The sequence below is a fragment of the Agrobacterium sp. ES01 genome, assembly GCF_050320885.1.
GTDB lineage: Bacteria > Pseudomonadota > Alphaproteobacteria > Rhizobiales > Rhizobiaceae > Allorhizobium.
On the sequence record NZ_JBNQTH010000005.1, the window covers coordinates 269923 to 295811 of the forward strand.

20 protein-coding genes are annotated in these 25889 nt (G+C 56.7%); 11 read left to right on the forward strand and 9 right to left on the reverse strand.

Going from position 1 to position 25889, the window contains the following annotated elements:
- Positions 1-5: 5 nt before the first annotated feature.
- The gene (locus tag ACQQ2Q_RS16520) at positions 6-413 is read left to right on the forward strand and encodes a F0F1 ATP synthase subunit epsilon (RefSeq protein WP_428188204.1); all 408 of its coding nucleotides are present in this window, start codon (positions 6-8) and stop codon (positions 411-413) included.
- Between the two features lie 89 nt (positions 414-502).
- Here the strand turns inward: ACQQ2Q_RS16520 and ACQQ2Q_RS16525 are convergent, their stop codons facing one another.
- The 3 genes from ACQQ2Q_RS16525 to ACQQ2Q_RS16535 all read right to left on the reverse strand — a co-directional run bounded on the left by ACQQ2Q_RS16525 (position 503) and on the right by ACQQ2Q_RS16535 (position 4452).
- A complete protein-coding gene (locus tag ACQQ2Q_RS16525; RefSeq protein WP_428188205.1) occupies positions 503-2119 on the reverse strand; it encodes a GMC family oxidoreductase in 1617 nt (538 codons plus the stop codon).
- A gap of 6 nt (positions 2120-2125) precedes the next feature.
- The gene (locus ACQQ2Q_RS16530; RefSeq protein WP_428188206.1) at positions 2126-3343 is read right to left on the reverse strand and encodes a mandelate racemase/muconate lactonizing enzyme family protein; all 1218 of its coding nucleotides are present in this window, start codon (positions 3341-3343) and stop codon (positions 2126-2128) included.
- Positions 3344-3522: 179 nt separating this feature from the next.
- Positions 3523-4452, reverse strand: coding sequence for a LysR substrate-binding domain-containing protein (locus tag ACQQ2Q_RS16535; RefSeq protein ID WP_428188207.1), 930 nt, complete (start codon positions 4450-4452; stop codon positions 3523-3525).
- Between the two features lie 128 nt (positions 4453-4580).
- On the opposite strand from ACQQ2Q_RS16535, the gene ACQQ2Q_RS16540 reads away from it, so the two are divergent.
- Both ACQQ2Q_RS16540 and ACQQ2Q_RS16545 read left to right on the forward strand, forming a co-directional pair.
- On the forward strand, positions 4581-5513 hold the full coding sequence (locus ACQQ2Q_RS16540) for an L-lactate dehydrogenase (protein ID WP_428188208.1): 933 nt from the start codon (positions 4581-4583) through the stop codon (positions 5511-5513).
- Between the two features lie 170 nt (positions 5514-5683).
- Entirely contained in the window at positions 5684-6010 is a 327-nt protein-coding gene (locus tag ACQQ2Q_RS16545; protein WP_428188318.1) for an ArsR/SmtB family transcription factor, read from the forward strand.
- Positions 6011-6029: 19 nt separating this feature from the next.
- Here ACQQ2Q_RS16545 and ACQQ2Q_RS16550 read toward each other — a convergent pair whose 3' ends face one another.
- The gene (locus tag ACQQ2Q_RS16550; RefSeq protein WP_428188319.1) at positions 6030-7031 is read right to left on the reverse strand and encodes an MDR family oxidoreductase; all 1002 of its coding nucleotides are present in this window, start codon (positions 7029-7031) and stop codon (positions 6030-6032) included.
- A gap of 170 nt (positions 7032-7201) precedes the next feature.
- Here ACQQ2Q_RS16550 and ACQQ2Q_RS16555 point away from each other — a divergent pair, with 170 nt between their 5' ends.
- The 7 genes from ACQQ2Q_RS16555 to ACQQ2Q_RS16585 all read left to right on the forward strand — a co-directional run bounded on the left by ACQQ2Q_RS16555 (position 7202) and on the right by ACQQ2Q_RS16585 (position 16225).
- Entirely contained in the window at positions 7202-8095 is an 894-nt protein-coding gene (locus ACQQ2Q_RS16555) for a LysR family transcriptional regulator (RefSeq protein ID WP_428188209.1), read from the forward strand.
- Between the two features lie 172 nt (positions 8096-8267).
- Positions 8268-8747 carry a formate dehydrogenase subunit gamma gene (locus ACQQ2Q_RS16560; protein ID WP_428188210.1) on the forward strand — a complete coding sequence of 160 codons (480 nt, stop codon included), beginning with the start codon at positions 8268-8270 and terminating at the stop codon, positions 8745-8747.
- Positions 8744-10300 carry a formate dehydrogenase beta subunit gene (locus tag ACQQ2Q_RS16565; protein WP_428188211.1) on the forward strand — a complete coding sequence of 519 codons (1557 nt, stop codon included), beginning with the start codon at positions 8744-8746 and terminating at the stop codon, positions 10298-10300. The genes ACQQ2Q_RS16560 and ACQQ2Q_RS16565 overlap by 4 nt, the downstream gene beginning before the upstream one ends.
- Before the next feature lie 4 nt (positions 10301-10304).
- The gene (gene fdhF / locus ACQQ2Q_RS16570; RefSeq protein WP_428188212.1) at positions 10305-13184 is read left to right on the forward strand and encodes a formate dehydrogenase subunit alpha; all 2880 of its coding nucleotides are present in this window, start codon (positions 10305-10307) and stop codon (positions 13182-13184) included.
- Between the two features lie 56 nt (positions 13185-13240).
- Positions 13241-14011 carry a formate dehydrogenase accessory sulfurtransferase FdhD gene (gene fdhD / locus ACQQ2Q_RS16575; protein WP_428188320.1) on the forward strand — a complete coding sequence of 257 codons (771 nt, stop codon included), beginning with the start codon at positions 13241-13243 and terminating at the stop codon, positions 14009-14011.
- Positions 14001-14330: a formate dehydrogenase subunit delta gene (locus tag ACQQ2Q_RS16580; RefSeq protein ID WP_428188213.1), complete on the forward strand. Its 330-nt coding sequence runs from the start codon at positions 14001-14003 to the stop codon at positions 14328-14330. Before fdhD ends, ACQQ2Q_RS16580 begins: the two co-directional genes overlap by 11 nt.
- Positions 14331-14473: 143 nt before the next feature.
- Complete coding sequence (locus ACQQ2Q_RS16585) at positions 14474-16225, forward strand: OFA family MFS transporter (RefSeq protein WP_428188214.1); 1752 nt, start codon at positions 14474-14476, stop codon at positions 16223-16225.
- Positions 16226-16294: 69 nt separating this feature from the next.
- Here ACQQ2Q_RS16585 and ACQQ2Q_RS16590 read toward each other — a convergent pair whose 3' ends face one another.
- The 4 genes from ACQQ2Q_RS16590 to rocF all read right to left on the reverse strand — a co-directional run bounded on the left by ACQQ2Q_RS16590 (position 16295) and on the right by rocF (position 21130).
- Positions 16295-18064, reverse strand: a complete 1770-nt coding sequence (locus ACQQ2Q_RS16590; protein WP_428188215.1) for a methyl-accepting chemotaxis protein — start codon at positions 18062-18064, stop codon at positions 16295-16297.
- Between the two features lie 168 nt (positions 18065-18232).
- Positions 18233-18712 carry a chemotaxis protein CheW gene (locus ACQQ2Q_RS16595; RefSeq protein WP_428188216.1) on the reverse strand — a complete coding sequence of 160 codons (480 nt, stop codon included), beginning with the start codon at positions 18710-18712 and terminating at the stop codon, positions 18233-18235.
- A gap of 253 nt (positions 18713-18965) precedes the next feature.
- Positions 18966-20177, reverse strand: coding sequence for an ornithine--oxo-acid transaminase (gene rocD / locus ACQQ2Q_RS16600; RefSeq protein ID WP_428188217.1), 1212 nt, complete (start codon positions 20175-20177; stop codon positions 18966-18968).
- 17 nt (positions 20178-20194) lie between these two features.
- The gene (gene rocF / locus ACQQ2Q_RS16605) at positions 20195-21130 is read right to left on the reverse strand and encodes an arginase (RefSeq protein WP_428188218.1); all 936 of its coding nucleotides are present in this window, start codon (positions 21128-21130) and stop codon (positions 20195-20197) included.
- Positions 21131-21241: 111 nt separating this feature from the next.
- Here rocF and ACQQ2Q_RS16610 point away from each other — a divergent pair, with 111 nt between their 5' ends.
- The gene (locus tag ACQQ2Q_RS16610) at positions 21242-21679 is read left to right on the forward strand and encodes an Lrp/AsnC family transcriptional regulator (RefSeq protein ID WP_428188219.1); all 438 of its coding nucleotides are present in this window, start codon (positions 21242-21244) and stop codon (positions 21677-21679) included.
- 25 nt (positions 21680-21704) lie between these two features.
- On the opposite strand, the gene ACQQ2Q_RS16615 is transcribed toward ACQQ2Q_RS16610, so the two are convergent.
- A complete protein-coding gene (locus ACQQ2Q_RS16615) occupies positions 21705-25868 on the reverse strand; it encodes a translocation/assembly module TamB domain-containing protein (protein ID WP_428188220.1) in 4164 nt (1387 codons plus the stop codon).
- Between the last annotated feature and the right edge of the window lie 21 nt (positions 25869-25889).

Sequence of the window (25889 nt, forward strand, 5' to 3'; positions counted from 1 at the left end):
CCGTCATGGCCGATAGTTTTGATTTTGAGCTCGTATCGCCCGAACGCCTGTTGGTGTCGGAAAAGGTGACCGAGGTCGTCATTCCGGCAACTGAAGGCGAGATGACCGTGATGGCCAATCATGCCCCAACGATGACGACGATCAAGCCTGGCGTCGTGACCGTTAAGGCTGCATCCGGACAATCGACGAAATACGTTGTGTTCGGTGGTTTTGCGGATGTCGTTCCAAGTGGCTGTACGCTGCTTGCGGAATCGGCAGTTGCAATGAGCGATCTGAACCGCGATACGCTGCTGAAGCGCATCGAAGAAGCTCGCGCCGAGCTTGAGAATGCAGAATCGCATGAACACAAGTCCCGCATCGAGCAGTATCTGATGGAACTGACACACCTCAACGGTGTTGTCATGCCGGCCTGATCAGGTTTTGTGATTGCGGCAAGCCGCGCTTTGAAGTTGTCAAAGGCCGGGCTTTATAGCTCGGCTTTTTTCGTTAAGGCACGGGTTATTCACCGCGTATCTTCGAGAATGAGATCTGCGCCTTTTTCGGCCACCATCATCGTTGGTGCATTGATGTTTCCCGCCGTAATGTTGGGAAAGATGGAGGCATCGATGATCCGAAGACCTGGAATACCATGCACCCGCAAGCGCGCATCGACGACCGAGTTCGTTTCGTCACGACCCATCGCGCAGCTTCCGCAAAGATGGTAGATCGAGCCACTGTTGTCACGGAAGTATTGCAACAGTTCTTCCCTCGTTCGAGCGGCTGGTGACGGCGATACTTCCTCTTCGGTTATCGCATTAAGCGCTGGCGCGCCGGCAATCTTCCTCACCAGATTGCTTCCCTGGATCACCTCCTCAATATCCCGATCTGTCGACAGGTAGTTGGGTTTGATGCTGGGTGCAACGGCCGCATCGGCCGATGCAATGGTGACTTCGCCACGGCTGGTCGGACGGCACGAGTTGAAGGCGATTAAAAAACCGGGATAAGGCTCGGGCATCATCTTCGCGCGCGGTGAGGCGGGAATGCGGTAGGAGAGGGGGTTGAAGTAAAGCTGGATGTTGGGCCGTGTGTCGTCGGGATGACCACGCAGGAATGCCCCCGCCTGGTTGACGCTCATGGCGAAGGGGCCTTTGCGGGTCAGCAGATATTGCAGGCCAAGAACGGCCTGTCCGAACAAGCTTCCAAAACTGCCATTCAGCGTCGGACAATTGGCCCGATAGTAGAAGCTGGCACAGAGGTGATCCTGCAGATTTTTACCGACAGCCGGAAGGTTGAGTCTCGTTTCGATGCCATGGGACTGCAAGGCTGGGCCGTCACCAATCCCACTCAGCTGCAACAGTTTCGGCGTATTGATGGCGCCGGCTGCGAGAATGACCTCCCGACGCGCGTTGGCGATACGTCTCTCGCCGTTCTCTAGCAACACCACTCCACCAACGCGACCGTCGGCTTCAAACCGGAGCCCGTCGACCAATGTGTTCAACTCGAGTTTCAGATTAGGTCGCGTTAGAGCCGGCTTCAGATATTCGGCACTCGAATGAGAACGTTGCCCCCGTCGAACGTTGATATCGTAGATGCCTGCGCCCTCGATTTCGGCACCATTGAAATCCTGGTTCTGGGGATAGCCCAACTGTTCGCAGGCTTCGATGAAAGATTGGCTGATGGCGTGAGCGCCGGTGCGCATGGAGGTGACGTGGATCGGACCATTGCCGCCATGCCATTCCGATGGCCCTTCAGCATGGGTTTCCAGCTTGCGGAAATACGGCAGAACGTCACTGGCCGACCAGCCGGCATTTCCGGCGGCCGCCCAATCGTCAAAATCTGACGCGGCTCCACGCACGAAAACCATGGCGTTGATTGAGCCTGACCCGCCCTGAACCTTGCCGCGCGGCACGTAAATTCGGCGATTGCCAAGTTCTGGCTCGGGCTCAGTCGAGTACATCCAGTTGACTGCTGGATTGTGGTAGCTCCGGGCATAACCCACGGGTATCTTGAACCAGAAGGAATTGTCGCTTCCGCCTGCCTCCACCAGTAGAACGGTATGGCGACCATCCGCGCTCAAGCGATTTGCCAGAATACAGCCGGCAGAGCCCGCGCCGACGACGATGAAGTCGAATGTCGACATGGCGCTTCAGCCTTTGGCCGGATTGAATGCCTTCACATCGGCGTGCTCGGCATCCATCTGTAGATGCAGCCGCTGGCCCGTATAAGGGGAATGCATGCGCACCACATCAAGATTTAGCTCGACGCCAATGCCGGGCTCACGCGAGGGAATGATGTAGCCATCCTCGACGGTCAGTTTTCTCTTCAGGATCTCGGCATGAAAATCACCGAAGTCGCGGATGGCTTCATGGATCAGGAAGTTGGGCAGCGTGGATGCCAGCTGGATACTTGCAGCCGCACCGACGGGTCCATTGTAGAGATGTGGTGCGACCTCGGCGTAGAACGCCTCTGCCATGCCTGCGATTTTCTTGGCCTCCAGCAGGCCGCCTACTCGCGCGACATTCATCTGCAAGATTGCAGCGGAGCCATTCTGGAGAATGCGCTGGAACTCATATTTTGTCGTCAGACGTTCGCCGGTCGACACAGGGATTGATGTCGCACGCGCAACCTCGGCCATTGCCGCCTCTTGACCTGGAGGCACCGGCTCCTCGAACCACAAGGGGTCATATTTTTCCAGCCGCCTGGCCAGCCGGATGGCGGAAGAAGGAACCATCTGGCCATGGGTGCCGAACAGGATGTCGGCACGATTGCCAATGGCATCGCGGATCTTTCGGCAGAACTCCTCGCACCTGTCCATCACGGGAAGCGAGAGATGATGGCCTGAATAGTTGGTATAGGGCCCCGCCGGGTCGAACTTGACCGCGGTAAAGCCCATATTGACCATACGGATGGCTTCTTCAGCCGCCAGATCGGGATCGTTGTAATCGTATTCGCCAGCCGCGTTCTTCGGATAGAGGTAAGTGTAGGCGCGCAGTCTGTCGCGGACGGGGCCACCGAGAAGGTCAGCGACAGGGCGGTCGGCAGCCTTGCCGATAATGTCCCAACACGCAATTTCGAGGCCAGAGACAATGCCCATCATTGTCGGGTCGGGACGCTGGGTGAAACCGCTGGAATAGGCCGCTCTCCAGAAACGCTCAATCTGATGCGGATCGTGGTCCTGCAGGTAGCGCTGGAATACGTCTTCAATTAGGGGTACCAGACCAGACGGATGAAAGGCGCTGTCATAGAGCTCCCCGACACCCTTGATCCCGCAGGCCGTTTCGAGCTCCACGAATATCCAGTACATGCCGCCAATATGTGGGGGTGGGGTGGCAACGACGTGGGTCTGAAGCGAAGCGATCTTCATGGTGTCTCCTCGAAAATGGTATTCAGCCGTTCAGTGTAGCGACCATCAGACATGTCTTACATTGGCATAAAGCGCATCGGGATCAGCTGAAGCAGCCGCATTGAGGTGCAGTTTGGAAGGGATTGTGGGTCGCATGCAAGCGACTAATTTTCAGGTCAATAGTTCGAAAAACGAATGTTTCAGGCGCGGGCAATGCCACCATTAAAGGAGGGGCTGACCATGCCAATTTGGTCTACAAGCCATGTCCTGAAGGATTTGACCAATGCGCTCTCCATTTGCCCTTCACGTGTCGCAAGCCAGTAGGATTCGTGGCCCTCAACTTCGACATCCAGTACCTGTGTCAGGACATTGCTTTCAATGAGGGGATCGACCATGAAGCGATCAGCCACGGTTACGCCAAGTCCATTACATGCGGCCTCAATCGCCATGTCGAGAAGATCGAACTCCAGACCCCGTTTCGTCTCAGTCTCGCTCAGGCCGGCAGCATCCAGCCATCGCTGCCAGGTCAGATAACGCTGATCGGTGGATGCGAGGACATGCAGGAAGGGGAGCTTGGACAGGTTGGGACGTTCATTCAAAGTTAGGTCGGCCAGAAGTGAGGGCGCGCAGACGGCGATATGCTTTTCCGTCATCAGCAGTTGAGAGCGCAGCAACGGCCACTCGCCATCGCCGAAGCGGATTGCGCAATCCAGCATGCCGCTTTCCGCCAGACTATCATGAAGGTCGGTAGTGATGCTGATATCGATGTCCGGCAAGGATTCCCTTAAGTGTGCAATGCGAGGTATCAGCCAGCGCCTGGCGAATGTGGGTGGCGCATTGATGCGCAAGCGGTTCTTGTTGTTCTTTTCCGAAATGTTTCTGACGGCAAGTTCGACGCCGTGGAAAGCCTGTTGGAGCGCTTCCAGCAGTTCTGCGCCGGACGCCGTGAGCTCCAGATGATGATGCTTGCGCAAGACAAGGGTCTCGCCGAGCTGGTCCTCAAGGTTTCTCACCTGACGGCTGACCGCACTTTGGGTGAGGTTCAGTCGCTCGGCAGCGCGCGTAAAGCTGCGAGTCTGACCGACAACTTCGAATATCTTCATTGCAGACAGGGCCGGAAGCTTCCGCATCGTTCGTCGATCACCCAATTACAGTTCAGTCGCGATCCACAGTTTGAAGATAGCCGTTGGTAATTGAAACAGGAGAATGTCACACTTCACCGGACATTCTCCAAACTCATATTCAGGGGACAGATTTCATGAAGGTCGGAATTGTTGGTGCCGGAATGGTTGGCAGCGCCGCAGCTTATGCGATGGCGCTGATGGGGATCACCAGCGAGATCGTTCTCGTCGACATGAATGAAGCCCTGGCCGTGGCGCAGGCAGAGGATATTTCGCATGCCGTTCCCTTCCTTTCGCCGACAGTGGCGCGGGCCGGTCATTATGTCGATCTGGCGGAGGCGCGCGTCGTCATCATTGCCGCTGGCGTCGGTCAAAAGCCGGGTGAAACGCGGCTGGAGCTTCTGGGACGCAATGCCGCTGTTTTCCGCAGCGTCATCGCCGAAGTCCTGAAAGCCGCGCCCAATGCCATCCTTTTGATCGCCACCAATCCGGTCGACGTCATGACGCAGATCGCGACGCGGCTGTCTGGCCTTGCGCCTGAGCGGGTGATTGGGTCTGGCACTATTCTGGATAGCGCTCGTTTCCGAAGCCTGCTTGGCCGCCATCTTGGAATGGCCCCTCAGTCGGTGCATGCCTATGTGCTGGGAGAGCATGGCGATAGCGAAGTGCTCGGCTGGTCCAATGCGCGGGCCGGATCTGTGTCGCTTCTGCCGTTAGCCGAACAATTGGGCAGGCCGATCACGGATGATATCCGCAAGCACATCGATGATGGGGTACGCAACGCGGCCTACAAGATCATCAACGGAAAAGGCTCGACCTATTACGGCATCGGTGCCGGATTGGCGCGTATCGTTCGCGCAATCCTCAACGACCAGCGGGATGTCCTGTCTGTTTCCATTGTCACCGCAGAGGTCGCTGGTGTGCAGGACGTCGCGCTTTCACTTCCACGCATTGTCGGGAGTGATGGCGTCCTGTCGGATCTGTTGCCGGATCTTGACTACGACGAGCGGGAGGCGCTGCATCGCAGCGCCTCAATATTGAAAGAGCGTGCAGATTCTGTGCCGATCTGACTCCGGGTGATTGCGTCAAGTACCATTCCCGGTAGAATTTCCAGCCAAAATACACCTTTTGTCGGGGTCGATTCTGTTTCCGTGCCGGAACAGACTGCGCCGCGATCACGTTTGGGAGAAATTCATTGTCGGCGAGTGCAAACGTAACTTTGCCAGAACTAACTGCAGAGATGACACACGAACAGCTTGAAGAATTCATGGGGAGGGCACGAGAGGCAAGCGAGTTGCTGAAAGCCCTTTCACACGAATCCAGGCTATTGATTTTGTGTATCCTCAGTCGCGGAGAGAGAACGGTCGGTGAAATCGAAAAGATCCTGAATATGCAGCAAGCAATTGTTTCGCAGCAGCTTGCCAGGCTCCGTATGGAAGATCTCGTAAAAACACGTCGGGACGGACGCCAGATTTTCTACAGCATCGCAAATCCCAACGTGAATGATATCGTGTCACTGCTCTATCAAATGTATTGCAAACCGGACGAAATTGCCGATCACGCTTAACCGACAATCCAATTTGTGATCACGTATTCTGGACATTGATTACCGCACGGCCTTTTACGTGACCCTTCAGAATCTCCGATCCAAGTTTAGGCAGATCCGAAAGCCCGTATTCGACAGTCATGTCGTCAAGTTTGTCTAAAGGCAGATCTTGTACGAGCCGCGACCATGCGGTGACCCGGTCTGCATAGGGCTTCATCACCGAGTCGATACCAAGAAGGTTGATACCGCGCAGAAGAAATGGCGTGATGGTAAAACCTGCAACCGGAGCGCCGCCGGCCAAGCCGATGGCTGCTACTGCGCCTCCATATTGAACCTGCTTGAGAACCTGTCCGAGCATATCGCCGGCAACAGCATCAACCACCCCGGCCCAGCGCTCTTTCTCAAGCGGTTTTGGCGAGGTCTCCGTCAGTTCTGATCTGTCGATGATTGTTGTTGCACCCAGCGATTTCAGATAGTCGCCGGCCTCCGCCCGTCCCGTGACGGCCGCAACGGAGTAGCCACGGTTTGCAAGGATCGCGACTGCTGTCGATCCGACGCCTCCAGCCGCCCCTGTGACGAGAACCTCGCCCTTTTCCGGTGTCAGCCCGTGATTTTCCAAGGCCGTTACCGCCAACATGGACGTCAGGCCAGCTGTGCCAATTGCCATCGCATGCCGTGCGGAAAGGCCATCTGGCGCATGAACCAGCCAATCGGCCTTTACGCGGGCCTTGGTCGCATAGCCACCCCAGCGAACCTCGCCGACTCGCCAGCCTGTCAGAATAACCCGGTCTCCGGCCTTGTAACGATCATCACTCGAGCTTTCCACCACGCCAGCAAAATCGATCCCTGGGATATGAGGGAAGTTGCGGACCAGTCCACCCTTGCCCGTAATGCAAAGGCCGTCCTTATAATTCAGCGTGGAGTATTCGACTGAAACGGTCACGTCGCCTTCAGGCAGGCGGTCGTCTTCCAGCGTTTCCACCGCCTGGCTGATCGTTCCATCTTCGCCTTTGCTGACGAGAAGCGCTTTAAAGGTCATGATCTCGGTTCCTCCCATTCGTTGCCTTGGCCCTTCGGCTTGCGATACTGTTGCAAATCCCCAGACGATTGCCAATGTTCCGCAACACAGCAAACGCGACGGGCAAGCCATCTGGCTACACCGCCTTGCGTCAGATCATTGGCGTGATAAGCCTTTCGATCAGGAAGAGGCGGATGATCGACAAACTCGAATTTTTCATAGCACTGGCGCGCGAACGGCATTTTGGTCGGGCGGCGCAGGAATGCGGGATTTCGCAGCCCTCGCTGTCTGCGGCCATTCGGCAGCTTGAAGATCAGTTGGGTGTTATGCTGGTGCAGCGTGGCTCGCGTTACCAGGGGCTTACGCCCGAGGGGCAGCGCGTGCTTGAATGGGCGCGCCGCATTGTTGGAGATGCCCGCACCATGCGCGAGGAGATGCGAACGGTGCGGCGTGGTCTCTCTGGCCATATCCGCCTTGCGGTGATCCCGACTGCATTGGCCATGGTGCCGCGCATAACCGAGCCTTTTCAGAAAAAGCACCCAGATGTGACCTTCTCGGTCAGCTCCCGGAATTCACTTCAGGTGCTCAGCCTGTTGGAGAATCTCGAAGTCGATGCGGGTATAACCTATCTCGACAATGAGCCGCTTGGCCGGGTCACCAGCGTTTCGCTATATGCCGAGCGTTATCATCTCATCACGGCTGCTGGCACGCCTATGGCGGACCGGGACGCGGTGACCTGGCACGACGTTGCTGATCTTCGGCTTTGCCTATTAACTCCGGACATGCAAAACCGCCGAATAATCAATCAGCACATGCAGGAAGCGGGCGCTATCATCAAGCCAACGCTCGAATCAAATTCGATGATCGTGTTGTTCTCTCACGTCAGAACGGGGCAATGGGCGTCCATAATGCCTAAAAATGTCGCCCAGGCTTTTGGATTTCCAGCTGAAATACGCATGATTCCGATAATTGAACCCGATGTCGAGCATCTCGTCGGTTTGGTCGCGCCGCATCGCGAACCCCATACGCCACTGGTTTCCGCTCTGTTGCATGAGGCACGTCGGCTCGCGGAAGACGAGAAATTTTGATAGTTTTTTTCTATCGCGTAACGAAACAGCGATATTGACCCTTGGTTTGCTGTCGCACACTCTCCCCGGCAGGATAAGAAGACCGTGGGATGGCGGTCTTTGTAAGCAATTCATAACAGGTGCTGGCGCGACTGCTTAGAGCTTATGTGTCAGCCGGTGGGAGGCATAGCGAATGAATGTTCGTTTGTCCGCTGACGATGTGTCGGCGCGTACTATCTCGATCATAGAAGATCTGCGTGGCCTGGAAGGTCCATTGTTGCCGATCCTGCATGCTATTCAGGATGCTTTTGGATTTGTGCCTGAAGAGGCAAAGCCGGTGATCGCGAATGCGCTTAATCTGTCTCGTGCCGAAGTGCATGGTGTCGTCAGTTTTTATCACGATTACCGCAGCCATCCCGCCGGTCGGCATGTCCTAAAACTCTGTCGCGCGGAAGCCTGCCAGTCCATGGGAGCTGACGCGCTTGCATCCTCCGTGAAGAAGAGCCTTGGTATCGACTGGCATGAGACTACGGCAGACGGCTCAGTTACTCTTGAGCCTGTTTTCTGTCTTGGGCTTTGTGCCTGTGCGCCTGCCGCAATGCTGGATGGTGAGGTCCACGGTCGTCTCACGGCAGATGATGTTAGGTCGCTGATTGCGGAGGCCGCACGATGACAACTGTGATTTTCGTTCCTTGCGATGCCGCTGCACTTGCCGTTGGTGCAGACAAGGTGGCTGCGGCCATCGAAAGAGAAGTTTCGTCACGCGGCATCGATGCAAAGATCGTGCGCAACGGTTCGCGCGGAATGCTGTGGCTGGAAACACTGGTTGAAGTTCGCACCGATCATGGCCGCGTTGCCTATGGTCCGGTGAAAGCATCGGATGTACCGGGCCTTTTCGATGCCGACTTCCTCAATGGCGGAAAACATGAACTCTGTCGGGGGCTGACGAAGGAAATTCCATTTCTTCGTCAGCAAACCCGGCTCACCTTTGCCCGTTGCGGCGTAACCGATCCGTTGTCGCTTGACGATTACCGTCATTATCAGGGCCTGAAAGGGCTGAAGAATGCGGTTGCCATGGCACCCGTGGATATCGTCACACAAGTCACAGAGAGCGGACTTCGGGGGCGCGGCGGGGCTGGCTTTCCAACGGGTATCAAGTGGAAGACAGTTGCCGGCGCCTCTGCGGATCAAAAATACATCGTCTGCAATGCCGACGAAGGTGATAGCGGCACGTTCGCCGACCGGATGATCATGGAAGGCGACCCCTTCGTTCTGATCGAAGGCATGGCCATTGCGGGCATCGCGACCGGCGCGACCAAGGGGTATATCTACACCCGTTCGGAATATCCGCATGCCATCGAAACGATGAGCAGAGCCATCCGCATTGCCCGTGAGGCCGGAATCCTGGGACCATCGGTGCTGGGTTCTTCCTATGCCTTCGATATGGAGGTTCGTGCCGGTGCCGGTGCCTATGTCTGCGGCGAGGAGACGTCCCTTCTGAACAGTCTGGAAGGAAAGCGCGGCGTCGTGCGTGCCAAACCTCCTTTGCCCGCGCTGGAAGGCTTTATGGGCAAGCCGACTGTCGTCAACAATGTGTTGTCGCTCGCGTCTGTCCCGATCATCATGGACCGGGGCGCTGAATTCTACCGTGACTTCGGTATGGGGCGTTCGCGTGGCACCATCCCGATCCAGATTGCCGGAAATGTTAAATATGGCGGTCTTTATGAGACGGCCTTTGGTCTGTCGCTGGGCGAGATTGTCGATCATATCGGCGGCGGCACGCTCAGCGGGCGCCCTGTGAAAGCAGTGCAGGTTGGCGGCCCTCTTGGGGCTTATTTCCCGCGCGAACTGTTTGATACGCCATTCGACTATGAGGCTTTCGCTGCGAAAGATGGCTTGATTGGCCATGCCGGCATTGTCGTGTTCGACGAGACCGCGGACATGCTGAAGCAGGCCCGATTTGCCATGGAATTCTGTGCTGTCGAAAGCTGCGGCAAGTGCACGCCATGCCGTATCGGTTCCACCCGCGGCGTAGAAACCGTCGACATGATCGCCAAGGGTGTCGAACCGGAGAAGAACCGGGCTCTGCTGGCCGATCTCTGTAATACGATGAAGTTCGGCTCGCTCTGTGCGCTCGGCGGTTTTACGCCCTATCCGGTGATGAGCGCCATGACCCATTTCCCCGAAGACTTCGGCCCTCAGCCGGCCCTTGAAGCAGCGGAGTAAGACAATGTCCCTTATTCACGAAATCGACTACGGAACGCCGGCCTCGAAATCGGAAAAGACAGTTACTCTCACGATCGACGGCAAGAAGGTGACCGTGCCCGAAGGGACGTCGATCATGCGCGCGTCGAGGGATGCTGGTATACAGGTGCCGAAGCTTTGTGCGACCGACATGGTGGATGCTTTCGGGTCATGCCGACTCTGTCTGGTGGAGGTTGAGGGACGCAATGGGACCCCAGCCTCCTGCACCACGCCCGCCGTCGAAGGCCTGGTCGTTCACACACAGACGGATCGCCTGAAGCAGATCCGCAAGGGTGTGATGGAACTCTATATTTCCGACCATCCGCTCGATTGTCTGACCTGCGCTGCCAATGGCGATTGCGAACTGCAAGATATGGCTGGCGCTGTTGGCCTGCGCGATGTGCGTTACGGCTATGAGGGTGAGAACCACGTCAAGGCGCGAGACGGTGGCGATGCGAACGCGCGCTGGATGCCGAAGGACGAGTCAAACCCTTACTTCACCTATGATCCTTCCAAATGCATCGTCTGCTCGCGTTGCGTTCGGGCCTGTGAAGAAGTGCAGGGTACATTCGCCTTGACCATCGAAGGTCGTGGCTTTGACAGCCGTGTCTCTCCCGGTGCTCACGAACTTTTCATGGACTCTGAGTGTGTGTCCTGCGGGGCCTGCGTGCAGGCATGCCCGACAGCAACGCTCACGGAAAAATCCGTCATCGAGATCGGCCAGCCAGAGCACTCTGCCGTAACCACCTGTGCCTATTGCGGCGTTGGCTGTTCGTTCAAGGCGGAAATGCGGGGCGAGGAACTTGTGCGCATGGTGCCTTACAAGGACGGCAAGGCCAATCGTGGCCATTCCTGCGTCAAGGGTCGCTTTGCCTATGGTTATGCCACCCACAAGGATCGCATTCTCAATCCGATGGTCAGGGAAAAGATCACCGATCCCTGGCGTGAAGTGACCTGGGAAGAGGCCTATGCCCATGTGGCTTCGGAATTCCGCCGGATCCAGTATCAGTACGGTCGCGAGTCGATCGGCGGCATCACGTCATCGCGTTGCACCAACGAGGAAACCTTCCTGGTGCAGAAACTGATCCGTGCGGGCTTTGGCAACAACAATGTCGATACATGCGCGCGCGTGTGCCATTCGCCGACGGGTTACGGTCTTGGTCAGGCCTTTGGCACATCCGCCGGTACGCAGGATTTCGATTCCGTCGAACAGACCGATGTGGTGGTCGTGATCGGTGCGAACCCGACCGACGGTCATCCGGTCTTCGGCTCGCGCTTGAAGAAGCGTCTTCGGCAAGGTGCCAAGCTGATCGTCATCGACCCGCGCCGCATCGATCTCGTGCGTACACCTCATGTCGAAGCCGCCTTTCATTTGCCATTGAAGCCCGGCACCAATGTTGCCGTACTGACGGCACTCGCCCATGTCATCGTCACGGAAGGCCTTTACGACGAAACCTTTATCCGTGAACGTTGTGACTGGTCGGAATTTGAAGACTGGGCCTCTTTTGTCGGCTCGTCTGAGCATAGCCCGGAAGAGACGGAAAAGTTCACCGGCGTTCCCGCAGAAACACTTCGTGGTGCCGCCCGCCTTTATGCCCGCGGTGGTAATGGTGCGATCTATTACGGTCTCGGTGTAACCGAACATAGCCAGGGTTCGACCACCGTCATGGCCATTGCCAATCTTGCGATGGCCACGGGCAATATTGGTCGCGAAGGCGTTGGGGTGAATCCCCTGCGTGGCCAGAACAATGTGCAGGGCTCTTGCGATATGGGCTCGTTCCCGCATGAATTGCCCGGCTATCGCCATATCTCCGACGATGCGACGCGCGATATTTTCGAGAAATTGTGGGGCGTGAAGCTCAACAACGAACCGGGCCTTCGTATTCCTAATATGCTGGATGCTGCTGTCGAGGGCACCTTCAAGGGCATCTATATACAGGGTGAAGATATCCTGCAGTCCGATCCGGATACTAAACACGTCTCAGCCGGTCTTGCGGCCATGGAATGTGTCGTGGTGCACGACCTTTTCCTCAACGAGACGGCCAATTATGCTCATGTTTTCCTGCCAGGCTCCACCTTCCTTGAAAAGGACGGTACCTTCACCAACGCCGAACGCCGCATTAATCGCGTGCGCAAGGTGATGACACCGAAGAACGGGTATGCCGACTGGGAAGTCACGCAGCATCTCGCTCAAGCCATGGGGCTTGGCTGGAACTATACGCATCCTTCGCAGATCATGGACGAAATCGCGGCGACGACCCCGAGCTTTGCCGGCGTGTCTTACGACTATCTCGAAAAGATGGGTTCGGTTCAGTGGCCTTGTAACGAGAAGTTCCCCGAAGGGTCGCCGGTCATGCATGTCGATGGCTTTGTGCGTGGCAAGGGCAAGTTCATCCGCACGGAATACGTCGCAACCGATGAACGTACCGGCCCTCGCTTCCCATTGCTTTTGACGACTGGTCGTATCCTGTCGCAATACAATGTGGGTGCGCAGACACGACGGACAGAGAACGTGGCCTGGCACGCCGAAGACCTGCTGGAAATGCATCCGCACGATGCCGAACAGCGCGGCGTGAAGGATGGCGACTGGGTGAAGCTTGCCAGCCGCTCCGGAGACACGACCTTGCGCGCCTTGATCACGGATCGTGTGGCACCGGGCGTGGTCTACACCACCTTCCACCATCCGGGCACGCAGGCGAATGTGATCACCACGGACTTTTCCGACTGGGCGACCAATTGCCCTGAATACAAGGTAACTGCCGTGCAGATCTCGCCGTCAAACGGTCCGACCGAATGGCAGGAGGATTATGAGGAACTTAGCCGTCAATCACGTAGGATTTCCGGGAAGATGGAGGCGGCTGAGTGATCGGCCTTCCTGCCACGGGAATTTCTGTGCGGCGTTTGGCACAACATTCCGGCGTTATGCGGGACGGTGAGCGCATGGTGCCGGAAGAAATCCCGGTGGCATTTTCCTACGGTTTCTCCACCCATGCAGTCATGATGGCGACACCAGCAGATCTTGAGGATTTTGCCGTTGGCTTCAGCTTGACGGAAGAGATCATCTCTACCGCCGCAGAGATCAAGGACATTCAGATTGAGGTGCATGGGGAGGGGCTGGATGTCCAGATCCAGCTGGTGGACGATGCCTCCGATGCATTGCGTGTCCGCAGACGGCATATGGCGGGACCGGTTGGCTGTGGTTTGTGCGGTATCGAATCCATCGAACAGGCACTGCGGACGGTGAAATCGGTCGAACAGATTCAGCTTGCGGTCTGTGCTGACGACATCGTCAACTCGGTCGCGGGCCTTTCAAGCGCGCAGGCGCTTAATAGCCAGACGCATGCCGTCCATGGTGCAGGTTTTTATATCCCCGGTGAAGGACTGATTGCTGCCCGCGAAGATGTGGGGCGGCATAACGCTCTGGATAAACTGGTAGGTGCCGTGCTTCGGGGCGGCCGGGCCGGTGCCGAAGGCATCGTCGCGGTCACCAGCCGGGTATCGGTTGAAATGGTTCAGAAGGCGGCTCTTCTGGGCAGCCCAGTGCTTGCTGCTGTCTCGGCACCAACCGCTCTTGCCATCCGCACTGCGCAGGCCGCGGGCATCACGCTTGCCGCCGTCGTGCGTGGCAATGATTTTGAGATTTTTACCCATCCCCAGCGGATCAGACTGGAGGCTATTTCCGATGTCGCATGACAATGTCACCCAGAAGCTTATTCGCATGGCGAACCAGATTGCGACCTTCTTCAAATCGCAGCCGGCGGATACCCGATTGGAAGGTATTGCGACCCATATCAACAAGTTCTGGGAGCCCCGCATGCGGCGCCGGTTCTTCGAACTGGTCGATCATGGTGGCGAGGGTTTAGATCGTCTCGTTCTTGACGCGGCGGTTCTGGTCAAAAGACCGAATGAGGAAAGTGGCCCAGGTGTTGGATCTGGTGCTGCTGCAAATTCCAGCAAGGGCAAGGGATCCATTGCTGGAGAAGCATTGTCGGAAGCCACGCTTCCGGAATGAGTAAATTCCGCCTTCGCATTGGGGGACACCCAGGGAGAAGGGGATACGGCACAGATTGTAAAATCTGATGCCAGTCGGGTTGTTGCCGGTGTTGGCGGCAATACGCGTTTAAGGTGGTTATCAGCTAGGAGGGCTGACCTATTATGTTCAATAAACTCAAAAAAGAGCATATTATCGCTGAAGAGGGGTTCAACAGGTGGAAAGTACCGCCGGCATCGATCGCGATCCATCTTTGTATTGGCTCAGTTTATGCTTGGAGTATTTTCAACCCACCGCTGACCAAGGAATTCGGCGTCGTCGCTGCCTCGTCATCCGACTGGGCGCTTCAGTCTGTCGTCTGGATTTTCTCGGTCGCTATTGTTTTTCTCGGCCTCGCAGCGGCGTTTGCCGGCAAGTGGCTTGAAGAAGTCGGCCCCCGTATGGTCGGTGTGACTGCTGCATTCCTGTGGGGCGGTGGCTTCATCATCGGTGGTATCGGCATCCTCACCCATCAGCTTTGGCTTCTCTATTTCGGCTATGGCGTGCTGGGCGGATGCGGCCTCGGTCTGGGCTATGTTTCGCCTGTATCGACCCTGATCCGCTGGTTCCCGGACCGTCGCGGAATGGCAACGGGCCTTGCCATCATGGGTTTTGGTGGTGGTGCGATGATCGCCACGCCAATCAAGGAAACCCTGCTGTCTCTTTACTATCAGGCACCACAGTATCTTGGTGCTGAAGGTGCAGTGACGATGGTCACCGAAGGCGGTCGTCGTCTGGCCGAGGTCAATGGACAGATGGTGGAGGTGGTCACCGCGACCGCCAAGCAGCTGGCGTCTACGCCAGTGCCATTGCAGGAAGGCGTCTATGTCGTTGGCACGGGTAATACCGGTGCTGCGATGACATTCTTTACCCTTGGCATCGCTTACTTCATCGTCATGATCATCGCGGCATTTTCCTATCGCGTTCCGCGCGAAGGCTGGAAGCCTGCAGGCTGGACACCGCCAACGGCCAATGATGCTGCCAAGCGGATGATCACCCAGCGTCACGTCGACATCAACCAGGCGCTCAAGACGCCGCAGTTCTATCTGCTGTGGATTGTTTTGTGCTTCAACGTGACTGCCGGTATCGGTGTGATCGGGGTTGCTAAGACGATGATGACGGAAATCTTCGGGACGACTTTGCCGCTCGTGGTCAACTCAACCTTCGCGGCGACCTACGTCTTCATGATCTCTGTGTTCAACATGGTCGGTCGCTTCTTCTGGGCGTCCACATCGGATTATATCGGGCGGAAGAACACATATTATGTGTTCTTCATCCTCGGCATTCTCCTTTATCTGTCGATCCCATATGCAGCAGCGCAGGTCAGCGTCAATCCTGCAGTCATGTGGCTGGTCATGTTCTATGCGGCAACCATGATCATCTTCACGATGTATGGCGGCGGCTTTGCCACCATTCCGGCCTATCTCGCCGATATCTTCGGTACGAAATATGTTGGTGGTATCCATGGTCGCCTGCTCACGGCATGGAGCACGGCCGGCGTTCTCGGTCCGCTCGCTATCACGCAGTTGCGTGACATGTCGATTGGAACCTCTGTTCGCGCTCTTGCGGAGAAGATCGATCCGGCAGCATTCCAGCAGAAGTTCGGTGCCGGTATGGATCAGCTCGATCAGCTGATTGCTGCCAAGACGGTGACAATTGCTCGCCTGATGGAAATCGCACCGGCCGGCACTGTCGATCCGACATCCAGCCTCTACAACACGACGATGTACGCGATGGCGGCCTTGCTGGTTATCGGGCTCATCGCCAACGCATTGGTGCGGCCGGTGGCTGAAAAGCACTATATGGATGCCAAGGAGGGAGAAGACGCTCTTCCCATGGGCATGGCCGGTGCTGCTCCCAAGGAGGCGCGGACCTGAGCGGACTTCGATAAAATGAAATAGAAAAGGGCGGTCACTGACCGCCCTTTTCCATTAGCGCCAGACCGATCAGAACTCTTCCCAGTTTTCCTTCAGCGCGAGGTTTCCGCTTACCGCCGGTACTGGCCGCTTTACGGAAGCAGTTGCGGCGCGAGGCGATGCGCGTATGGGAGAGGACATTGCCGGAGTAGAGGCGTCCGTTCCAAGCTTGAAGGCGCTCAGAAGTTCGAACAGAATGTCGGCCTCTTCCGACAAGCGGTGGCTGGCCGCAGTCGATTCTTCTGACATAGCCGCATTCTGTTGTGTTGCCTGGTCGATCTGATTGACCGCCGTATTGACCTCAGTCAGACTAGTACCCTGTTCGCGGGTGCTGGAGACGATGTCAGTCACATTGCCATCGATCTGACGGATGGCATCCAGAATTTCCCTCAATGCATCGCCTGTCTGGCGCACGAGCCCGACACCTTTTTCCACGTGCGTGCCGGATGCCGTGATCAGTCCCTTGATTTCCTTGGCAGCCGCGGCCGAACGCTGGGCAAGTTCGCGCACTTCCTGCGCCACCACGGCGAAGCCCTTTCCGGCATCGCCGGCACGGGCAGCTTCGACGCCGGCGTTCAACGCCAGAAGGTTGGTCTGAAACGCGATGCTGTCGATGACAGCGATGATATTGTTTATCTCTTTGGCGGAGGTCTCGATTTCCGCCATGGCGTCGACGGCCCCGTCCACGATCTTGCTGGACTGCTCGGCATGGAGCTTGGTTTGAGCGACCACCTTGCCGGCAAGGTCTGCACTCTGGCTAGATTCTGAGGAGGCCGTTGTTATTTCGGCCAGCGCTGCCGCGGTCTCCTCGAGCGATGCCGCCTGATGTTCTGTGCGCTTGGCAAGATCGCCGGCATTGGCGCCGATTTCACGCGATCCCGCGGCTATCTCGCCTGCCGCCTTGCCAACCGTCTGTAATGTCTCGCGCAATTTCGCGACGGCTTCGTTGAAGTCGCTACGGGTCTTTTCCATCGTCGGCACAAAGGGCGTGGCGAAATGCACCGTGAGGTCGCCGTGAGCGACCGTGTTCAGACCATCGCTCAAGCGGGCAATATCATTCATGCGCGCGGTGACGTCGGTGGCGAATTTCACGACCTTCACCACTGCGCCCTTGTCGTCCAGGATAGGATTATAGGCCGCCTGGATCCAGAGCGGTTTGCCGCCCTTGCCATAGCGCAGGAACTCATTGGACAGGAACTCGCCACGGGCGAGTTTCGGCCAGAAATCCTTATACTCCTGCGAGGCGATGTAATCAGCATCGCAAAACATGCTGTGATGCTTGCCCTGGATTTCCAAGAGACCATATCCAGTCGCTGCACAGAAATTTTCATTGGCGGTGATGATTTTGCCCGTGGGCTCGAACTCGATGACGGCCTGAGACCGGCTGATGGCGGCCAGCTTGCTGTCATCCTCGATGGCCTTTTGCTTGGCTTCCGTTATGTCCGTTGCAACTTTCACGACTTTGACGGCTTTGCCGCCGACAATGACCGGATCATAGGATGCCTGGATCCAGATTTCCTGGCCGCCTTTGGCGATGCGTTTAAATGAACTGGACTGATATTTGCCGCTGGCGAGAGCTTTCCAGAAAGCTCTGTATTCCTCCGACGCGGCATAGTCTGTGGGACAGAACATGCTGTGGTGTTTGCCGACGATTTCAGCTGGCGTGTAGCCGAGCGCCTTGCAGAAATTCTCGTTGGCACGCTCGATCGTGCCATCGATATTAAATTCAATAATTGCGTGAGAGCGTGAAAGCGCTTCGAAAAACGAATTGAGCTTCCGCGATGACGGTTTGCCAAACATGTTATCCGCTCCCCCTTTAATTTCGGAATCAACAATTCTTTATCTATAAGTGCTCAATGTTTAAGTTGTAATTAAATAAACCTAAGATTGCTTTTTTCGAAATTTGGCAAAGAAAAAGCCGCCGAGGTGACCCAGGGCGGCTTGCCAAATTCAGCTTTACAGGCCCCGTCAGGCTGCCATGTCCTCCATCTCACTGCCCTTGAACATTTTCGACAGATTGAGGAAGCAGATCATACCATGTTCAGTCGCGATGATGCCTTCAGAGAAGGACTTGTCGAAGGAAGCCGACACTTCCGGCACCGGCTGTACCTGCGTGGCAGGAATGGTCAGGATGTCGGAGACGCGATCCACCAGCATGCCAATGACCATGTTGTGCACCTCGGTGACAACAATCGCCGAGCGTTCGTTTGCAACGGTGCTCTTCATGCCAAGCTTTTGCGCGAGGTCGATGATCGGGATGACTGAGCCACGGAGGTTCATCACGCCGATTACGTCGGCAGGAGCGTGGGGAATCGGCGTGGATGGTGCCCAGCCGCGAATTTCCCGGATCGTCGTTGTCCGCACGCAGAATTCCTGATCATGCAGGCGGAACGCGATGATTTCGAGAGTTTCATCACCAAAATTCGTAGAGTTGATCGCCGTTGACATCAAAATTCTTCCCAACTTTCCTATGCCTGAGCAATCGGCGCTGTGCCAAGTACGGCATTTGCAACCTTTGCTGCCGAAAATGCGTGCCTTTATACAATTGCCGTGTCTGGCAGGACTGATTCGGGGCTCACTACGGCAAGCCTAACGGAAGAATGTTTCTTAATTCTAAATTCCGCCCACAGCTCTTCAAGCGCCAAAGACGTTGACCGCTTTCGGGTTGCCGGACAGGTTGCGATAAAGTGCTGGCGGCGTTTCAAGAAATGGGGCCGGTCAGGACTGCTTCTATCTGTTCCAGTGCCCAGTCTACCTGTTTTTCATCGATAATCAGAGGTGGGGCAAAGCGGATGGTATTCTCATGGGTGTCCTTTGCCAGGAGGCCCTTTTCTTTTAGGGCGTAGCAATAGGGACGAGCACCGCCGACGTCCGGGTCGAGTTCGACGGCAAGCATCAATCCTCTGCCGCGGACTTCCTTGATCATATTCGAGCGAATTGATCCAAGACCGTTGAGGAAGCGGGCCCCCATGCGCTCCGCGTTGCCGATCATGTCTTCCTCGACGAGGACCTTTAGGGCTGCGCGCGCGACTGCGCAGGCCAAAGGATTGCCGCCAAATGTCGAACCGTGCTGTCCCGGTTTCAACACACCCAGAACCTCGGAATTCGAAAGGACAGCCGATACGGGGTAAAAGCCGCCGGACAGAGCCTTGCCGACCAGCGTTACATCCGCCTCGATGTTTTCATGTTCTTCGGCCAACAGTTTTCCGGTGCGACCAAGGCCCGTCTGAATTTCGTCGAGTATCAGCGTGATATCGTGTTGCGTGCAAAGCTCGCGCACGCGGCGGAAATACCCAGGGGGCGGAATGATAACGCCTGCCTCGCCCTGAATGGGTTCGATCAATGCCGCGACCGTGTTGGGATTGATTGCCGCTTCGAACGACTTTTCGTCACCAAAGGGCACGATGCTGAATCCGGAGGTGAAGGGTCCGAAGTTTCGGCGCGCATCCGGGTCGGTGGAAAACGAAACAATGCTCAGCGTGCGCCCGTGAAAATTATTCGCGCAGACGATGATCTCGGCCTTGTCCTCCGGAATTCCGCGGGTCTCGTAGCCCCATTTGCGCACCGCCTTGATGGCGGTCTCCACAGCCTCGGCACCGGAGTTCATTGGCAGCACCTTATGCGAGCCGGTCAGCGCGGCTATCTCCTCATAGAACGGGGCGAGTTGGTCGTTGCGGAATGCGCGGGATGTCAACGTCAGTTTGGAGGCCTGTTCCGTCAGAGCGGCCAGAATGCGCGGATGGCAATGTCCCTGGTTCACGGCGGAATAGGCAGAGAGGCAATCGAGGTATTGTTTGCCTTCGCTGTCCCAGACGTGAACGCCTTCACCACGGGTCAATACGACGTCGAGCGGCTTGTAGTTGTGTGCGCCGAGACGCTGTTCTGTGGCGATCAGTTCTGCTGATAATGTCATCTCAAGACCTCTATTGATCACGCGGAGCGGGTGGGACGATCGAGAATTCTACGACCGAAGAGGCTTGCCGACAGTTCGACGAGAACGCGGGCGCTGGTGCCTCGATCATCGAGAAACGGGTTGAGCTCAACCAGGTCCAGGGAAGCGACAAGATCGCTATCATGCAGCATCTCCATGATGAGATGAGCCTCGCGAAACGTAGCGCCTCCTGGAACCGTTGTGCCGACGCCTGGCGCAATCGCCGGATCGAGAAAGTCGACATCCAGGCTGACATGGAGCAGACCGTTTTGGGCGGCAACTTCCTGCAATATGCTCTGCATGATCGATGCCATGCCCAACTCGTCGATGGCGCGCATATCGTAAACACGCACGCCGTGCTCTCCGATGCGCTTGCGCTCTTGGGCATCAACCGAACGAATGCCGACCTGATAGACGCGCTTGGGATCAACAAGGGGACGATCTTCCGGCAGGATATTGCCGAGATCGGCAGCACCGCAGAAATAGGCGACCGGCATTCCATGCATGTTTCCAGATGGCGAGCTTTCCGGCGTGTTGAAATCGGCATGGGCGTCCAGCCACAATACGAAGAGAGGTCGGCCTTGTGTATGTGCATGCCGTGCCATACCGGAAACGCTGCCCATGGCCAGGCTGTGATCGCCGCCCAGCGTCACCGGAATGCTGCCGCCTTCTGCCGCAACATAGATCGCATTCTCCAGCGCGCGTGTCATCGCACCGACGCGTTGGATGTGTTTTGCATTTTCGTTCGGAGTGAGATCCATTGCAGCATCAGGCCGCAGATCGCCGCAATCGGAGACCTGGTAGCCGAGATCGGAAAGGGCGTCAGAAATTCCGGCTATCCGGAGCGCTGCCGGTCCCATGGCGCATCCGCCACGGCCTGAACCTTCCTCCAGCGGTACGCCGATCAAAGCGACTGATATTCCGTTCTTATCCATGCTGTCTCCTGATGTTGTCACCATCATCTTTCATTCGTCTGTTGACAGAAAGAAGGAATAGTGTCGATTTTGAACACCAATTTGACACTTTGATAAATAGCGGTGCGCACAATGCAGGAGCTTGACGACCTTGACCGAACTATTCTTGCGACCCTCAGGCAGAATGCGCGCATTCCAGTCGCTTCGCTTGCCGCTGAGACCGGGGCTTCCAGGGCGACCGTGACGGCGCGCATCACTCGCATGGTGTCCGGAGGAACGATCACGGGGTTTACGGTGAGGACCGGTGACGAGCTACGTCAAATCGGTGTCCGCGCCGTTGTCTTGATCGAAGTGCTCGGCAAGCTTGCCGATCAAGTGATGCGCCAGTTACGTGGCATTCCGGAGGTCAGGGCACTGCACAGCACCAATGGAAGATGGGATTTGATTGCCGAGCTTGAGACCCGCGACCTTGCAGGTTTTGACGAAACATTGAGACTGATCCGTCTGATTGAAGGTATCAACAACACAGAATCCAACATACTGTTGAAGACTACCAAGGCCGGCTTTTGACGCACGTTATATTGCAGGCGTCCGATCAGTACTCTTTTTCGTAGAAGATCCCGGCTGCACCACTGCCGTCACCGCCGGCTTCGCCGCGCAACTTTACCCCGCGCCCTATGTCCAGATTAATAACCGCCTTGCCTGTGCCTTCACCCGATTGCTGAAGTTCCAGATAGGTGCGGTCGTTCAGATACTTGCCGGCACTTACGCTGGCATTGCCCTGACTGTCGGTGGTGATGTCGAGATTGTCGACACCGAGGCCGGAGCGCAGACTGTTGAGAAGCGATGTGGAATTGCCCCCCGCCAACTGGCTTGCTGCATCGGCAAGCTGTGCGATCTGCAGCGGCGATAGCTTGGCGATGGACTGTCCGAAGATCAACTGCGCCAGAATTTCATCCTGGGGAAGGGCGGGTGACGACGAGAAGGTAATCTGCGGGTCATCAGCCAAGCCCTCGATCGATGTTGTGATCGTGGTGCTGCCACTGGTGGTGGTCGCTGTCATATCCAGTCGCGGAATAAGATTGCCGCCGAAGGTGATCTTGCCGCTGGTGAAGTCGAGTCGGCGCGTCAGGATCATCAATCGCCCACGGGTGAGCGTGAAACCGCCAGAGACGATCGGATTACTGGCCGTCCCGCGAATGGTGAGCGATCCGCCGAGTTCGGCATCAATGCCGCGCCCTCGTACGAAAATCCGGGCAGGGGCCGAGATTTTCAGATCGAGCGCCAGATCGGAGCTGCTGCCGTGGCTTTCTGTTTTATTGACCACCGCCATTTGCTTGCGCACATCTGCAGGCGCATTGCGGTGTTCGATGTCAAGCTGGCGCAATGTCGGCGGAAGGCGCTCGGGAATCGTGATCGCCGTCTCGCCAAGATTGACAGCCCCAGACAATGTTGGCGAGGCCAGAAGCGGACCTTTCACCGTCATGTCGCCACTGGCCGTTGTCGAGAAGATGGTGCCGTCGGCATAGGCCGCCTGATCCATTTTTACCGTGAGGTCCGCAGGCAAATTCGGGCTCAGTATGTCGATGGTGCCGCTGGCAGTGACCTTGCCTCCACCAGTCAGTTGGCCTGTCAGGTTTTCGATGCGTGCCGTGTTCCCGTTCATCGCTATGCTGGCTGACAGGTTTTCAACAGCGAGATTTCGCCGAGTGTCTATGAGACGTGCGCCGTTGGTGTTGATCGAACCGGAAATTTGCGGTGCCTGAGCGCTGCCCGCGAGGATGACATTCACGGCCGCAGCACCCTCCAGCACAAGCCCTTGTCCAGCCAGTTGCCCGGCCAGAACGCCGAAGGGCAGGTCTCCGGAAAAGCGCATATCGAGTGGCTTGTTTCCAGTAATCCCAACCGATCCGCCGCCTGACAGTGTCAGGCCGGAGACGCCTGACAGTTCGGTTTGGACTGTTACCTTACTGTTGGCAAACTGCCCTTTGGCGTTGATCGTCAGTGCAGGCAGGTTCGCACTGCGGGTCTGGGCGATTGCGGCATCGGACCATTTCAGGTCGTATCCGATCGACGGGCTGGAAGCGGTGCCATTTGCTGTAACTGTTCCGGAGATCGTGCCAGCGGCGGATAGCGAAGGAACAAAGCGATTGACCAGCGATGCCGGCAAGGCATCCAGGCGGCCGTTGACATCCAGCTCAGAGCCAGCATTGCCGCTCGCACTGATCGTGCCATCGCCTGCCTTTATCTTCAGATCCTGGAATGCAACTCCGCCATCAGCGATCTTCAAGGTGACCGGATCAGCGAGCGTAACCTTGATCCCTTGCGGTGTAGCGGAGGCTTCTTGCAAGGCGATCGACAATTGCTCGTCTTGTTCGATGCTACCCTTCACCGTGACCGGCGCCTTGTCATATTGGGCTTCAAGGTCAAACTCGGTAGCAGATGACTGGCGTTCGAAGGCGAGAGCAATATCGCTGACCTTGTTTGTCCCGAGAGCAAGACTTGATGCTTTCAAGGTTCCATTGAGAGCGAGCGCTTTGGCGTCGGGAATGTCGAGCGAAATACGTGGCCCACTCAGCAGTGTGCCGTCGCGTTCGATGCGCGAACCGCTAGCCTCTACTTTTGCGCGGATCGATCCGCTCGTTGAGCCCAATTCCACCTTGCCCTTGAGGTCGCCCTCTACATTCTGGCCGGCCAAGGCAGCCAGAAGGGCAATCTTTGGGAAGTCGAATTGAAACGCGCCTTGCGGTTGGAAGTCAGGCGAAAAGGACAGGTTGCCGGTAATCCTGTTTTCACCGACATTTGCTTCGAATTGCGGAAGGACCGCGCGTCCGTTCTCGCTTTTGAGTTCGGCCGACAGGTCTATGCTCTGACCATCAATGGATCCTGATGCTGTGGCGGTTCCCGTCGGGGCGTCAGGATCTGCTTTGCCGCTTGCTTGAAGCTCAAATCCCTTAAGTTCGTATCCGGCAAATTTGGCCTGATCGATGGATATCTCTGCTTTGGCATCCAGCGCATCCAAAGGCCCGCTGGCGTCCAGCGAAAAGTCGGCTTTGCCTTCTGCCTTGTCCATAAATGTGGACAGGTTTGAAAGCTCACCTGTGAGGTTGGCGGTCAGTGCGTCGTCTTCATAGGAGGCATTGCCGGTGATCGAACCCAGGTTGGACTTGACGGTCAGGCCATCAACCGTCACGGTCGTTGGCTGCTGGTAGTTCACATTACCGGCGATCTCGATTGTTCCGGTCAACTTTCCGGCCAAATCTTCTGGCAGCACGGATGGCAGGGCAAACAACTTGATCTGCGCATCCAGTTCCTGCGTGTCGAGAGCGTATTGTCCGGTGACGGTGCCGCCAACTGTTGCACTTTCGATGGTCGCGGTCTCGACAGCCACTTTGTCCGCGGAGAGGATTACAGGTGCCTTCACTGTTACGGGCGCCTTCAGGGCTCGTTCCAGTGATGGATTGGTGAATGCGCTTGCGTTGACGCTGAGCACCACGTCCAGAGCACCCGTTCTGTTTCCCAGATCGAATGTGGCACTCGTTGCGGATAGCGAAACACCGCGCAGATCCGCTTGCGGCACAGTCAGGCGGTTGAGCGAGGCACTGAGGTCGAGATTGACTGCACTGGCGGGACCGCGTGCGGTCAAATCGACACTTTCAATGGCAGCCGCAAGCTCGTGTTCACCCATTGGCCAACGGAAGTCGATTGGGCCGTTAACACCCTTCAGGCTTGCTGTCAGATCGTTGTCACCCGATGGATCAAGAGTGCCTGAGCCGGTCAGCGTCAGGCTGCCGCTGGCAATGTCGGCCTTCTGTAGATCGAGACGGCCATCTTCTGCGTAATCGACGGCGAGATCGATGGATGTCGTTCCGGCAAATGCCGGACGAAGCGCTGGCGGCAAGAGGGTCGCCAATTGACCGCCCCCCGTGACTGTCAATTGATGCGGGCCACCCTTCGCTTGCCGATGCGTCGCCTTGATGTCGACAGTCTGTTGTCCGTCAACGGTGCCGGAAATGTCGCCAGTCCATTCGGAGAGAGGACCTTCTCCGACAACGGCGACGTCGACCGAAGGGTTGGACGGGAGGCGTAGCAACCCCGCCAGCACACCGCCCTCAGGCTCTGAAAAACGTGCATCCAGCTTCAGCCGATCATCGTCGGGCGAGAACACGATATCTGCATCGAGCGTGCCGCCAGCGCCATCGTTACGCTTGGCCGCAATTTTCGAGCTGATGGCATTGGAGTCGGCGACCAGATTTCCACTGATGCTTAGATCGAACGTGCGGCCGAGCACGTTTTGATTGAGTGCTATATGGGGAAACAGCAGGCTATCTATATCCAGTTTGACTGGCAGCGAAAAACCACCGTCACTGGCCTGGGTGGTTGTTTGGGGTGCATCCGGTTTCCTGGTAACCGACACGGAGTCAATTTCGAGCCGGTCTGCGTCAAACGTGAATTCGAGAAGAGAGAGCGGCGACCAGTCCAGAGCGATGCCATCAATCGTAGCATAGGTTCCTTTTTCATCTGCGACTGAAACGGATTGTACTCGCAATTCGCCCGTCAGCAGCGGCCCAGGGCCAGAAATGGTGATCTCTCGCCCCGGCTGGGAAACTGCTGATGCAATCCAGGGTGCAAGAATGCCGGCGCCAAATGAAGTGAAGCCTGCAAGCGCGATGATTGCGATCAGCACGGCCAGCCCAAGGCCTATCGCATATTTGGCGGCTCTAAGGAGGGTAACGATTATATGCTTTATGAAGGCCATTCTGCCTGAGTCTCTTCGCTC